Genomic DNA, 14112 nt, shown 5'->3' on the forward strand with positions numbered 1-14112 from the left:
GGATCTTATCTGAATAGTGAGAAGTTCACACTTCCATACACCCTTCTCTCAAGGAAATGTGGATTTTCTTCGAAATTATTATCTTTTCCATGCTCCAGTACCAATAATCCTCCTTCTTTGAGAAGATTATTCTGAAAGATTAATTCGGGTATTGTTTCCAACTCTTTTAAAGCGTAGGGAGGATCGGCAAAGATGAAGTCGAACTGTTCGCGGCCATTTTTGATAAACTTGAATACATCTCCGCGTATCGGCAGACATTTGTCTGTCTGCACCTCTTTCATAATTTTGCAGATGAATGAGTGATGTGCAGGATCTTTCTCAATGCTGATAACACGGTCGCATCCACGGGATACCAGTTCGATACTGATGCTTCCTGTCCCGGCAAACAAATCAAGAGCTGTTATTCCTTCTTCAAAATCGATATAGTTATTGAGTACATTAAACAGATTTTCTTTGGCGAAATCTGTCGTAGGGCGTGCTTTAAATGTCCGAGGCACGTCAAATCTTCTTCGTTTGTAAATACCGCTGATTACTCGCATGTTAATAAGGCTTGCATATCAATATTAGTTGCAGGATTCATGATGAATACCTGTAGGATAAACTTTTTCAATTCACTCATTAAAACGTCTTTCTCCGGAAGTATTCCGGTTAGGTGTAACTCATCCCGTTCTTGATTAAACTCCAGTTGTTTCCAGACGTACAATAAATAGTAAATACGGTCTTCTGTGTGCGTACATTCAAAGGAATTAGCCAGAAGCAGATGTCCTCGTTCAAAGCAATAGATGTCAATGCCGTCTTTGCGTATAGAAGCATACATCTTCTTACTGTTTCCCAATCTGCTTTTTACAGAAAAATAATCGATGAATGGAGTAGATTGAGAATAGAAACGAGCTTCGGGATATTGTTCATTCAAAAAGGTCTGTGCGCTTTTGTCTATGCCGAAGATGACAGCTACATTATTCTTTCTTAGAATATTATAGAGCACCGTTTCATTTTCTTTTTTCTGATGATTATGATAAAACAGAAGTTCCGCCTGTTCCTCTTCAAACAATTCTAATGGCGCAATCGTAAAACGCTTGCCTGCCATCATAATGTTTACTCGTTTGTAAGGATGACTGAGGAAATCCGATTCGTGAAAGAGTGTTTTTAGATTTGCTGTAAGGGATGAAGACGCATTTATCTCTTTCTCTATTATTGAAAGCGAATCGTCATGAATCGGGTTATAGATAGAAAAAGAAAATCCATCCGTACTAAGACGGATGGATAAAGTATATTGTTTTGATTTAGTAAAATCAATCATTATTCCCAGTTACCAGCACCATTGTTTGGAGTATCGATAGAACCTACCATCAAGCCGCTATATTTGCCAAGTTTAGAATCCAGGTCTTTTAGGTTGATGATTTCTTGTTTGTCAAGTCCGCTCAAATAAGTTTCGTATGGAGCTTTCACTTCAAACAAATATACCGGAGCACCAGACTTAGCAGTGTCATTTTTCACATTCATCTCGAATTGAGCACCATTTCCGTGAGGAATATATTTCATAGAGTCGGCATTGAATCCTTTTGGATAGATAGTATCCAATACAGCTACCCACATAGTGTCACGTTTGAAGTTTTCAAGTCCCCATTTCTTAACTTCATCATATTTGCCTGTTTTCTTAGCTTTTTCGATGATAGCCATGGCTTTCTTTTCAGTCAGTCCGTCTTCCAATTGCTTGTCAGTTAGCATTCCTATCTTCATGACGAACGGCAATTTTTGATTTTTAACGAAATCAATCAATGTGTCTAATTGAGGTGCATACATTCCGCGGTGCAGCGAACGGTATTCCTGTTGTGCCTTACGGATGTCAATCAAACGGGCAATGACTGCTTTTTCTCTGTCTTTTTTTGCGTTTTCAAAATTGATAGGACCCATAATGCTGGTGTAGCAGATGTAAATCAGTGCAGCAGCACAAAGCACCAATACAATATTAAATACTGTTTTCATGATAAATTATGTTTTTAGTTGTTATATTCGCATCGCAAAAATAGAATAAATAAATTTAAATACGATAGTTCCTCGAACTTTTTTCTCGTACAAAAATGATAAATAACTATTTAGAAAGGCAAATTAAGGAAAATTTTCCTTACCAACCAACTTTAGAGCAGGAAATTGCTGTAAAATCTCTTTCAAAGTTTCTGCTGTCCACACTGGCAGATGAAGTCTTTATCTTAAGAGGGTATGCCGGTACCGGTAAGACGTCGTTAGTGGGGGCATTGGTGAAAACCATGGATCAGTTGCAGCAGAAATCTGTATTGTTGGCTCCTACAGGACGTGCGGCAAAAGTCTTTTCAGCGTATGCAGGACATCCAGCTTTTACTATTCATAAAAAAATATATAGGCAACAGTCTTTTTCGAATGAGCTTAGTAATTTTTCAATTAATGACAATTTGGCTACAAATACTTTATTCATCGTTGATGAGGCTTCCATGATTTCAAACGAAGGACTGTCGGGGAGTGTGTTTGGAACAGGTCGTTTATTGGACGATTTGGTACAATTTGTTTATTCAGGACAGGGATGTCGTCTCTTGTTAATGGGTGATACCGCGCAGCTTCCTCCGGTAGGAGAGGAGTTAAGCCCGGCACTTTTTTCCGATGCATTGAAGGGGTATGGACTTGAAGTACGTGAGATTGATCTTACTCAAGTAGTCCGTCAGGTGCAAGAATCCGGAATATTATGGAATGCCACACAGTTGAGGCAATTGATAGCAGAGGATGATTGTTATTCTCTGCCTGAGATAAAAATAGCAGGTTTTCCTGATATTAAACTGGTGCCGGGAACTGAACTGATAGAGGAACTAACTAATTGCTACGATCATGATGGTATGGATGAGACGATTGTTGTCTGTCGTTCCAATAAACGTGCAAACCTATATAACAATGGAATACGTGCTCAAATTCTTTGGCGTGAAGATGAATTGAATACAGGAGATATGTTGATGATAGCCAAAAATAATTACTATTGGACGGAGAAATATAAGGAGATGGATTTTATAGCTAATGGAGAAATTGCAGTTGTCCGGCGTGTTCGTCGAACTCGTGAAATATATGGTTTTCGTTTTGCCGAAGTTACTCTCCGCTTTCCTGATCAGAATGATTTTGAATTGGATGCGAATCTATTATTAGACACTTTACATTCGGACTCACCTGCATTGCCGAAAGAAGACAATGACCGATTGTTCTATACGGTACTTGAGGATTATATAGATATTCCAAACAAAAGAGACCGGATGAAAAAGATGAAAGCCGATCCGCATTACAATGCTTTGCAGGTGAAATATGCATACGCAATAACCTGTCATAAAGCGCAAGGCGGACAGTGGCAGAATGTGTTTTTAGATCAGGGGTATATGACAGATGAGTATTTGACTCCGGATTATTTCCGGTGGTTGTATACAGCTTTTACTCGGGCGACAAAGACACTGTATTTGGTGAATTACCCGAAAGAGCAGGTGGAATAGTTTTGTTTTTTGAATGACTCTTAATCTTTATATGATTTAGAGTTTTAAGGTTACATTGATTATATAATCAGTTGATTTCAATATTGTTGGATTCAAAAAAGTCTTTGAGTACTGGTTGTGGTTTGTTTATAGATGAAAAGAGTATTTTAAGATAAGAGCTAGCATTAGATAAAAATAGATAGCAATAATCCCTTTATTTGACTCTATTCACAGATTTGGAAAGAGTAAATAAAGGGATTCTCTATAAATTATTTCTCTATATATTAATTATTTGTAAACAATAGTAGTTGCATCATTCTTAGTTAACTTTGGTATCACTTGACCAGTCTTTAAATAAAGAGTCTTAATTTTGCTGCTACGATTGGCGTTTAAGTTTGTTAATGCTGGACATTCCGAAGCATCAATTGACGTAACATAATCATAACTTGCATACCAGGAAACAAGACTTAAATCCAAAGACTCAAGTTTACTACTGATGACTTTAAGACTTTCTGCCTCCGAATAAACATAGCTACCTCCTGCATTGAAACTAGTAATTGGATTATCTCCCAAATTATACTCTTCACAAATAGTAGGGCTATTAAATGTGAGTGATGATACCTTATGTAAACCTGAAATATCAAGCTTTTTCATGTTTGAACAATAACCTAAACGTAATGAAGTCAGGTTAGGGAAATACTCTATTCCGGTTAAATCTTTAATCTGGTTAGAGTATGAGGTGTTAGAGAATGAAGTTGCGTTTAATCCTTCTTCAAGAATAATACATTTGGTATCATCAATAGGGAGAGCCCAACCGTTAGATATACAAAGTGCTCGAAGAACGGCATCTGGAATTTCCACAGGGCTGGCGTCCGGATCTTTTTGAACAATAGCAATATCTTTTACTAATGTACCACTGGTTTGGGCAATATGAATTGTACCTCCACGCGAAGCTGGTGATGCGGATAGTTTATAAGTAACAGTAACCGTAGTCAAACCATCATCGCCTTTTTGTGGTTCGGAAATTGATTGATCAGTAATCCAATCTTTCCCTTTTGTTATGGAAATAGCGTAATTGACGTTGTATTTCACTTTAAAAGAGATAGTTCGTGCTGTTAGATCATATGTTAAAGTGTTACTTTCGGTGATAATTGCATCTGTTTGTTTTTGATTAATATCTACATTGACACTTTCAGTAACGAGTGGGCTTGAGATTGTAATTTTTGTACTACGATCTTTATATGTCTTGTTCTCGGCAGCAGTGAATGATAAAGTTACTTTGCCACCGAATTCATTACGTCTATCGAATGTCAGCCACTCTTCACCACCGTCACTATATGTTATCGTTGGGTCGGTCACATTGGTATTAAGTTGAATTCTCACAGTACTTTTTTCTTTAGTAATAGAAAGAGCTTCGTCAGAAAGTAAATCCATTATATATGCAGGTTGAGACTCTACTTGTAGTGGCACAACTGAAGAACCTGTGAAAAACTTGAAGGTTGCAGTACGCTTTTCATCTAATTTGTTAGGATCGATGGTAAAAGTAACTACATCACCATCTTTACCTGAAGTTATTGACGGATGTGCCCAATCACATATTCCTGACAACCGCCAGTTATCGGAGCTTGTTACAGTAACTGTAGCATCCCCTCCATTTTTATCCACTTGGAGTATATTGGTCGATAGTGAGATTGTTGAATTACCATTATTGATTGATTCATCATCATCAGAACAACCCCATAGTAGGAGGGATACCGATAACACTATCATTAAATTCTTAAATAATTTCATATCTATTCTTTTTAAGGTAAAATATACATTAATCAGTTAATAGCTTCACGTTCTGTACTATTCTTTTTATAATAGTAACTTGGATAAACTAATGTTTCATCGTACAAACCTTTACAAACGGATTGGCATCTATATACTTGTGAACCATATAATGATGGGTCAAGTGCGAAGAACATGTAGTATCCATAACCAGCTTCTTTTCTAGAACGCGCTGTAGATTCACTTGAGTTGCCACTGCCTCGTCTTAGTTCTATTGACATACCAGCACACTGTTTCAATGTCATACCGGTACCTGGCCCAGCAGCACCACCATAGTCAGCTACAGCATAATCGCAATACTGACCAGGTTCGATACCATCGATAACTTGGAGACTACTTGAATACATGTTGCCAAGGTTATAGAGCGAGACAATTTTTTCCGGCATGACAGCTTTACATTCATACATTAATCGTGAACCTGCATAAGCTGATGGGCTTGCAAGCCAGGGGTTTGAAAGGTCTGGTGAGTTCGAATATTCGTCATCGAAAGCGACGCCGTCCAGATTATAAGCACGGCAATAAGCTGCCAGTTCCCGGGCGAATTCCCTAGCTCCCATATCCGAAAGTTGAGCGACACCAGCTTCGTCATGATTACCAAGGATGCTGATAATAATTTTCATACCAGCTTTACGCAATGGTTGTAGATACTTATCATTATTGTCGAGCAAGAATTGAACATTTTCATTGTTCGCTAAATATACTCGTTGTTTCTCTGGATCCCAATTGATATTAGCAGCAAAAAGTACGATATGGTCGAAAAAATATTTACCACTTTCAGTCAGAAACTCAAGGGCATTGAGCGGGTTAGTATCATTAACTTCGAAATAAAGAACTGTTTGTACCGCATCTTCTCCTTTGTTAGTATTAGGTTTGTTGCGATAATCTTGAACGAGAATCACCATATGCTTGGACGTTTCAGTAAATGTTACTCCTTCAGTAGAAGATGTTACTGTCAAAGGTACTATGTAGGTTTTATCCTCTTCCATTCCATCAAACGCAGTCAGTGTAACTTTCACGCTTGGGGTAACTTTATCATCTGGGGCAAGTACAAAAGTACCATTATTTGCGATTTTCACATTAGCGGCAGGAAACACTTCGAAATCCGTTTCATGGATAGTGTTGTATATAGCTGCATATGATTCCTCGACAGCTATTTGAACATCTACTCCTTTTTGAGGTAGTTTAGAAAGACGGAATACCACATTAGTGCTATATTCATTATTTCGGAGCTCGATTACCGAACTGTTTTTATTCGTATTTTCGTCCAATAATAATCCGCTCAGTTGAGTCGATGCCAAATAAGAAGATTCATCTATCTTGTTTCCTATTTCAATGTCTTCCTCACAAGATGTGAAGGTTGCCATAGTGAACATTACCACTGGCAGGAAAGCATATTTGATATTGTTTATCATATTCATATTCAATTCTTAGTTAAATGATTTATTATTGAGGCAATGAAACAGATTCCCATTTAGGTTCTTTTTCGATTGTCAAATCATAGCCACTCACGCTGTAATCTTTAGCTACTGTACCCGAACCTTCGTCGAATTTCCAATATGCAATGAGCCCTTCCGATTCAGGTTCTATTGTGTAGAAGTGATTTGTTGCCTGAATTTCTTCTGCTGTTAATGCACGATTCCAGATTCGTACTTCGGAAACGACGCCATCAAAATAGCGGTCATCTTTATAGGAATAACCTACCCAGAAACAACGTGAGCCGTCTTCCTCATTGGTATGTTTAGCACCAAGACTAACAGAACTCTTTCCCGTTGAACCGGAAAGCTTTTCTACGCCATTGATATATACTTTGACATTACCTTTATTGAATGCGACAGCTACATGATACCACTTGCCACTTTCAAGTTGAAGGTCTGCGCTTGTACAATTGTTAACAGAAGTAGCTACTTGAAGTTGGTTATTCGGAATGGTTGCGTCACCGATACGGAGCAAATAATTGCTTTCGATACCCATCAACGTGTTCAGAGTATTAGGGAATGAATTGGCCTTGAACAGTATCTCCATCGTATTCTCCGTTAGATTATTGAATTTGGAGTCATTCTTGAAGTCCGGATAAGCACGATTACGACTGATATTACATACCACATTAATAAGTGATGCTCCGCGGAATACATAATAATATGTCTTAGCACTTTGCAAAACGCCGATTCCTTCCACTGATTTAATAGTGACTGGAAGCACATAAGTGGTTTTGATATCAAGTTCTCCTGTATTAATGAATTCAATAGGCAATTCTGGACTAACTATACTACCTGATTTGATGGTAGTCGAAGTTTCTGGCATTGAATAATGTTCTTCAGAAAGAAGTACTGCAGTTTCATCGTAATATGCCAGTTTATAAGTTGATAAAAGTTCGGGAGCAGGTGACATAGTCACTTTGATATCATGTTCTTCAGGCTTTGCTATGGCTACTGAAAGACCAGTTTCTACATTTGTATCACCAGCTTTGAACAGTATTTCCTTAGTAAAGTTCGATGCCGAAATGAAGAGTTTATTGTCATAATGCTGTTCATTTTCATCGTTGTTCTGGCAACCGGCAAGAATTATTGAGAAACCGGCAAGAGCTGTAAATATTAAATTGTTTAATTTCATAAGGCAGTTTTTTATTTAACGGTTGGACTCAATATACTTATAGCTTCTTTTAAGGTTGGGTATACATTGCTGGCATTAAAATAGTCTTTTTCCGCTGCATCAATTGAAATTCCAGCTTTGGTGTAGTCAGGCGTCTTTGCCACTGCCCATTGAGCAGCTCCAATGATGGCAGATGAGCCATCTCCGAGTTCACCATTGTAACTCCCCGAATTGGTAAGATAAGGCGTTGTTACTCCCATGATGAAGCGGTCGGTTGGTACGTTTTTTGCTGATGCCATGAGTATGAGATAAGACATCTCGTATTGGTTTTTTGCTCCATGCGCATTGACAATGATGTATTTACAATCAGAAAGCAGACTTTTACCAATAACGTTCTGCGGGTAACCTTTGAAAAGCAAGTCCTTATTAGTATTCGCAACTTTCCAGTTAGCTACCGCGTCAAAGAATGCTCCTTGACGTGCTGTTTCAGCGGCAATTTCATTCTCTTCAACAAGCGAATTGAGGTCGAAGCCTGTATAATTCACTACAATTCCATCTACATCTAAAGCGTTACTTGCGGCGATTTGTTTAGTGATCTCACTTTTGCAGTATTCAATAAAACGTGTTGCATCGTCGACAGTCTCTTCTCCTTCTTCTCCATTTTCTGTTTCATCAGATTCGGGATTAGGTACAGCGTTGGCTGCTTCTTCTTCAAGAATCTTTTTCCATGCACTTTCTATAGCATCGAAATCAACTAATCCCAATACTTTTGTACCCAATCGACGTACTTCCTTCATCTCAGATATATTTGCCTGATTTACTTCCATTGTATTGTTTAGACAAATATAGTCGAGACTGTCAGGCATATCAGTAAGATGTTGACTGCGTGAGGTTGTTACAGTACTTACATTATTAACTGAAACAATTACTACCTGATGGTCTGTTGCTTTAAAGTTGTTGAGAGATTCCAGGTATTGAGCATAAAGTTCCGGATTTTGTTCCTCCATAGAAGGAGTATGTATATTGATGCTTTCTGGATCTGTCCAGTCAGAACACGAGAACTGCATCATAGAACATGCCAGCATTACAGGCATGAGATATTTTATTTTTCTTCTCATATATGCTATAATTAAGGTAATTTTATTTGTATAATTTAATATACTAAGTACTCTAAGTACTTGGTATATATTTTTATTTTTTGTTACTCATTGGTTGATTTATTTACAGTCCCACCATACGTGAGTTGCCATCGTATCTCCTCTTTTAGTCTTGGACTCTTGTGTCAATGTCGCAACTGCTGCTTCTACGCTTTCTCTATTTTCACGATATTCATCAGTTGGATATGGCATGCGTCGTGCACCTTCCGCATCATTAACAATTCCTCCACTTGCATTTGCTGCCATTGGCATTAATTTAGGATAGCCTGTACGACGGTACTCAGTCCATGATTCCATACCATTTGGAAAGTTTGCAATCCATTTTTGAGTAATAATCTGTTCTAAGCTTTTTTCAAAATCACCTCCAGACCATGCCACAGTTACATTTGTATTAATAGCTCCAGAGTAATCATAAGTTTGGGCACTTTGTCCTTTCAGTGGATCTTTATATGCTTCTACTTTTCCCGTACTTGCAAGATAATTTTCGACTCCACTGGTAATTCCGTTTTCTTCAAACGACAAACGGATTCCTTCCTCATAGAAGTCTTTAGCTGTTCCTCCCATGTTCCAGTTACGAAGAGCTCCTTCAGCACGCAAGAAAGCGACTTCTGATGCACGGAACACAACTATATTATCACTCGTAGTGACTTTCATACAAGAAGAGCCTTGTGACCAGGAGTTATATTGTCCTTGCAGAATACCCCGACGTAAACCTACATAACTTTCTTCTCCAGTATATGCATTTCCCGACACGGTGCCAAAAGTACTTTTATCATAATATGCTTCGCGACGAGGATCGTTGTATGCATTCATGTAGCAGGTTAAATCCGCTGAAATTCGTGCATCTGACCATAGTACCATAAAACGTTGCCATGGATTATGATCGGCAACTTTACGATAAGCGCCATCAGTTGCAGCAGTCATAACACCTGCTGCTACAGCTTCTTCAGCCAATTGCTGTGATGTTTTTCCATTCACGTTAAATCCTGCTACATAGCAAGTACGCATCGCCATTCTTAGCTTCAAAGAGTTGGCAAACTTATACCATGCTGATGTATTGCCATTATAAATTCTATCAGCACTTGAGCTGAAGCTTTGGTTGCCAAACTTTCCTAATACTGTAATAATATTATCCAAATCTTCTAGCATTTTGGCATAGACAGCTTGCTGAGAATCATAAGGGGATTTGATCGCATTAGCTGCACCTACTTTTGAATAAGGGATGGGACCATATGTATCTGTTACACGTAACATTACGACGATACGATATAACTCGGCCAACGATAAGAAAAGTTCATCATCGCTTTGATTTTTCAAATTGAAGTAATCAGGATAAAACTTTGAATAAAAATCATTGAATGGAATTTTTTTCCAATCGTCTGAAGGATTATAAGTTGCGTAACGACCAGACCAGCCTGTACCCAAATTGGAGTCTGCTACATATCCCGAAAATGCTCCTGCCATCAAACAGTCTACATATTGAGAAAAGTTCTCTTGTTCTGGCATCATCAAATCTTGTAAATTAAGAGCTAATGATCTTACCAAATACCAATCTACTCCCATGTCATTTTGGTCTGGTTCATGAGGATTTTTATTGTAATCTTCAAAGTTTCCTGTACATGCAGTTGCACCGAAAAGAAACATACCAGTGGCTATAAACTGTATTATTGTATTTTTCTTCATCTTTTCCGTTTTTAGAATTTAAGTTTCAAATTGAATCCTACGCTACGAAGGCTAGGCATCATAAAGTAATCAATTCCCTGGTAATAGTTACCTGTAGTGGCTACAGATTCAGGATCGAAAGGAGCCTTGCAATAAATCATCCACAAGTTACGACCTACCAGCGAAAGAGTGATATCCATAATATTTTTCAATTTCTTTCTTGGGATAGTGTAGCTGACAGAAGCTTCTTGCAGACGTAAATTGGTAGCACTATAAGTGTAATATTGAGGAATACCGCTGTCGGCACCAACCACTGTATACCACTTTTGCGCGTCAATCATATCGTTGCCGTTTATCACGACTCCACCATTATCACGAGCTGCTGCTGTAGCTTCGGATACACCATAGGAGTCAAGAACGGCTTGAGTCGCAGAGTAAACGACTCCTCCCAAACGGGCAGTAAGAAGGAAGCCAAGTCCCCAGTTACCATATTGAAAGTCATTGCGCCATGCCATATTAGCTTTTGGAAAAACAGATCCTAAATAAATATCATCAGCTTTGTCATTCACTGCTACATTTCCATCGGCATTTACATAAATCTTATTATTTGAATCTCGAAGCAAGTCAGACTGTGAGTAGAGATCACCTAAAGATCCACCTACTTTTAGAATGAACCGTGCCTTTGATAAACCACCTACATCCATACGGTCTTTTGTTATTTCTTCACCGGTTACAGGGTTTATGTAACCATCAATCAGGCTTAAAATCTTGTTTTTATTGGCACTGAATGTGTAGTTAGAACTCCATGAAAACTTGTTCCATGTATTCTTGTAACCAAGTGAAAGTTCTACACCACGGTTACGTACGTTACCAGTCTGCGCATAGAATGTACTATAGCCTCCTGTTGGAGAAAGCTTTGCATCCATGGTTTGATTGTAAGTCTTGGTATTATAGAATGAAACATCAAAATTGAAATGTTTAAGGAAACGTGCAGTAAGACCTACTTCCCAAGAATCTGTACGTTCCGGTTTCAAATCATACAATGGATATGCAGACTGAGAAGAGTATGCTCCTGTTGAAGTATTCCATGAAAAAGTTGGATAAGCAAGGAAGCGTCCAAATGGTAGACCTACGGATGCCCAAGAAGCACGTAGTTTTAAGTATGAAATACTTTCAGGTAATTTGAAAAGTTCAGACAAAACAACAGAGCCTCCTACTGACGGGTAGAAAAAAGAAGACTGTTTTGAGTTCGGTCCCGCTAATTGACTTGGCCAATCATTACGTCCGGTAAGAGTCAAGTAGTAAGTACTTCTATAACCAACTTCTGCAGATGCAAATATAGATTGTGTTTGTTCACGATAACCAGTTTCTTCACGTTTCCCAGTTTCTTTATCCAATTGAGCAACTGTGAAAAAGTTAGGAAGTCCATTCGCTGCAATTGGTCCACTAACGGCAAGAGCTTCAGAACGATTGTCTGAATAAGATGCTCCGATATTAGCTGTTAAACTCCAATCCTCGCCAAATGTTTTATTTATATTCAACAATAAGTCTGCATATGTTTGCTTGTCACGAGTGTTTGTTACACCATAAAAACCATTTTCACCTTCAGCAATAGTTGCGATGGTAGAGGCATAGTATTTTTGTGTATATGTGTTGTATGAATTATCTAGACGTACACGTCCAGCTACGTTCAACCAACTTAGAATATCGTAACTTAAAGCTGCACTCAACATATAACGATCTTTGTCATTTTCACGCAAGTTACGATAATTAATCCAGTAAGGATTTTGTAAACGGAACGATCCCCCTCCTTGAGGCCAATATTGCGTATACATATTACGCTCTAAATCATAACGTTCGTACATTTTGTAATCTTCCCAGTCATTTCCACGCGGAAACAGGTAAGCAGAAGACAATGGGTTTGCATAAATACCTTGATTCACCATATTACGGTCTTTCTGCATAATATATTGAGCACCAACATCCAGTTTCATCTTATCTTCTAGAAAAAGAGTGGTGTTCCGGAATGTAAAGTTATAGCGGTCGTATTTGTTATTTGGAATAATGCCACGCGAATTAACGGCTGCGGCAGAAAGATATGTCTGATTGTGTTCAGTACCAGTAGAAAGTGTTACAGATTCTGTTCCAATAAGCCCAGTCTGAAAATAATCACTTGCAGGATCGTATCCGCGGTAATTAGCTTCATTCAATCTTTTACCCCAACTAGCATCTGTTCCAGAAGTTCCATAGCGATTCTGAAACTGTGGCATGACGAATGGAGATAACATTTCTGTATTACTAGATACGGTCAAGGCTACACGACCCACTTTTCCTTTTTTGGTTGTAATCACAATAGCACCATTAGATGCATTGCTACCATACAATGCGGCAGCAGCAGCACCAGACAAAACTGACATTGATTCAATGTCATCTGGGTTTATATCAGCTATAGCTTCTGTAGAGCCTTGCGATTGCATCTCTTCAGAACCACCAGAAGCGCTCAGGTTATACATTGGAATACCGTCGATAACATAAAGAGCATTAGACGATTGTTCGATACCCCTGGAGCCACGCATAACAACTTTACTTGCACCACCAATACCAGAAGAAGAAGAGTTGATATTTAAACCCGCAACCTTTCCGTTCAGTGAATTAATAAAGTTCGCATCTTTTACAGCTAAAGCTGATTCTGCATCGACCTGTGTGACATTATAACTCAAAGCTTTCTCTGAACGCTTAATACCCAAAGCTGTAACAACTACCTCGTCAATCACTTGGGTATCATCCATCATCGTAATATTAATGGCTGTCTGTCCTTTCAAAGGGATTTCTTGTGTCTTATATCCGATATAAGAATAAACAATAACTGGGTTATTGCTTTTTGTCACAATTTTGTAGTTACCATCCAAATCGGTAATAGCTCCGTCTGTTGTTCCTTTCACTAAAATGCTAACACCAATCAATGGTTCTCCTTTAGCATCTACAACTTGTCCGGTTATAGTACGTTCTTTCCCGCTTTGTTGTTGTAGTGAATCGGAATTTTCTTTTTCTGATAAATAAATTATATTCTCTTCTATTTTATAAGAGATATCTTTATTTTTCAAAAGTGTGTTTAAAACTTGCTCTAAAGAAGCATCTTTTACTTTTAAAGGTTCAACTGTGACAGTTGATAGCTTGTCATTGTAGAAAAATTGGTACTTTGATTGTGATTGAATTTGTTTAATTACAGTTCCTAAAGTTGTACGGGGAGTTGATAAGGTCAACTGTGCCGCAGCCCATTGTACAGGAACTGCTATCAACAAAAGAATCAATAAAGCTCGAAATAACTTCGACTTTCGAAGCGAATGTTTGCTTTCCATACATTTAATTTAATGGTTATACATTTTATTAAACTC

Annotated in this window: 10 protein-coding genes; 1 reads left to right on the top strand and 9 read right to left on the bottom strand. The window is 38.2% G+C overall.

The genetic code is table 11. From position 1 onward, the window contains the following. Positions 1 to 5: 5 nt before the first annotated feature. The 3 genes from KSX81_RS16600 to KSX81_RS16610 are packed head-to-tail and all read right to left on the bottom strand — an operon-like array spanning position 6 to position 1986. A complete protein-coding gene (locus KSX81_RS16600; protein WP_004314595.1) occupies positions 6 to 539 on the bottom strand; it encodes an RsmD family RNA methyltransferase in 534 nt (177 codons plus the stop codon). Further along, a complete protein-coding gene (locus KSX81_RS16605) occupies positions 530 to 1300 on the bottom strand; it encodes a DUF3822 family protein (protein ID WP_008776762.1) in 771 nt (256 codons plus the stop codon). The genes KSX81_RS16600 and KSX81_RS16605 overlap by 10 nt, the downstream gene beginning before the upstream one ends. Next, complete coding sequence (locus tag KSX81_RS16610; protein WP_008776763.1) at positions 1300 to 1986, bottom strand: hypothetical protein; 687 nt, start codon at positions 1984 to 1986, stop codon at positions 1300 to 1302. The genes KSX81_RS16605 and KSX81_RS16610 overlap by 1 nt, the downstream gene beginning before the upstream one ends. Positions 1987 to 2081: 95 nt before the next feature. Here KSX81_RS16610 and KSX81_RS16615 point away from each other — a divergent pair, with 95 nt between their 5' ends. After that, positions 2082 to 3500, top strand: coding sequence for an ATP-dependent RecD-like DNA helicase (locus KSX81_RS16615; protein WP_217726108.1), 1419 nt, complete (start codon positions 2082 to 2084; stop codon positions 3498 to 3500). A 267-nt stretch (positions 3501 to 3767) separates the two neighbouring features. On the opposite strand, the gene KSX81_RS16620 is transcribed toward KSX81_RS16615, so the two are convergent. The 6 genes from KSX81_RS16620 to KSX81_RS16645 form a co-directional block, all read right to left on the bottom strand. Beyond that, the gene (locus KSX81_RS16620; RefSeq protein ID WP_217726107.1) at positions 3768 to 5270 is read right to left on the bottom strand and encodes a BACON domain-containing protein; all 1503 of its coding nucleotides are present in this window, start codon (positions 5268 to 5270) and stop codon (positions 3768 to 3770) included. A 32-nt stretch (positions 5271 to 5302) separates the two neighbouring features. Then, on the bottom strand, positions 5303 to 6727 hold the full coding sequence (locus KSX81_RS16625; protein WP_149944041.1) for a BT_3987 domain-containing protein: 1425 nt from the start codon (positions 6725 to 6727) through the stop codon (positions 5303 to 5305). Positions 6728 to 6752: 25 nt separating this feature from the next. Then, the gene (locus KSX81_RS16630; protein WP_004301367.1) at positions 6753 to 7919 is read right to left on the bottom strand and encodes a DUF1735 and LamG domain-containing protein; all 1167 of its coding nucleotides are present in this window, start codon (positions 7917 to 7919) and stop codon (positions 6753 to 6755) included. 11 nt (positions 7920 to 7930) lie between these two features. Next, positions 7931 to 9016, bottom strand: a complete 1086-nt coding sequence (locus KSX81_RS16635; RefSeq protein ID WP_004301368.1) for a glycoside hydrolase family 18 — start codon at positions 9014 to 9016, stop codon at positions 7931 to 7933. 99 nt (positions 9017 to 9115) lie between these two features. Next, on the bottom strand, positions 9116 to 10738 hold the full coding sequence (locus KSX81_RS16640; protein ID WP_004301369.1) for a SusD/RagB family nutrient-binding outer membrane lipoprotein: 1623 nt from the start codon (positions 10736 to 10738) through the stop codon (positions 9116 to 9118). 11 nt (positions 10739 to 10749) lie between these two features. After that, positions 10750 to 14076 carry a TonB-dependent receptor gene (locus KSX81_RS16645; RefSeq protein WP_004301370.1) on the bottom strand — a complete coding sequence of 1109 codons (3327 nt, stop codon included), beginning with the start codon at positions 14074 to 14076 and terminating at the stop codon, positions 10750 to 10752. Positions 14077 to 14112: the final 36 nt, after the last annotated feature.

It is taken from the genome of Bacteroides sp. MSK.18.37 (genome assembly GCF_019129155.2).
GTDB classification, from domain to species: domain Bacteria; phylum Bacteroidota; class Bacteroidia; order Bacteroidales; family Bacteroidaceae; genus Bacteroides; species Bacteroides ovatus.

Bases quoted from the DNA above. Each gene is read 5' to 3' on its own strand.
- KSX81_RS16610 (WP_008776763.1), bottom strand. From the start codon at position 1,986: ATGAAAACAGTATTTAATATTGTATTGGTGCTTTGTGCTGCTGCACTG.
- KSX81_RS16625 (WP_149944041.1), bottom strand. From the start codon at position 6,727: ATGAATATGATAAACAATATCAAATATGCTTTCCTGCCAGTGGTAATG.
- KSX81_RS16600 (WP_004314595.1), bottom strand. From the start codon at position 539: ATGCGAGTAATCAGCGGTATTTACAAACGAAGAAGATTTGACGTGCCT.
- KSX81_RS16620 (WP_217726107.1), bottom strand. From the start codon at position 5,270: ATGAAATTATTTAAGAATTTAATGATAGTGTTATCGGTATCCCTCCTA.
- KSX81_RS16605 (WP_008776762.1), bottom strand. From the start codon at position 1,300: ATGATTGATTTTACTAAATCAAAACAATATACTTTATCCATCCGTCTT.
- KSX81_RS16645 (WP_004301370.1), bottom strand. From the start codon at position 14,076: ATGGAAAGCAAACATTCGCTTCGAAAGTCGAAGTTATTTCGAGCTTTA.
- KSX81_RS16635 (WP_004301368.1), bottom strand. From the start codon at position 9,016: ATGAGAAGAAAAATAAAATATCTCATGCCTGTAATGCTGGCATGTTCT.
- KSX81_RS16630 (WP_004301367.1), bottom strand. From the start codon at position 7,919: ATGAAATTAAACAATTTAATATTTACAGCTCTTGCCGGTTTCTCAATA.
- KSX81_RS16640 (WP_004301369.1), bottom strand. From the start codon at position 10,738: ATGAAGAAAAATACAATAATACAGTTTATAGCCACTGGTATGTTTCTT.
- KSX81_RS16615 (WP_217726108.1), top strand. From the start codon at position 2,082: ATGATAAATAACTATTTAGAAAGGCAAATTAAGGAAAATTTTCCTTAC.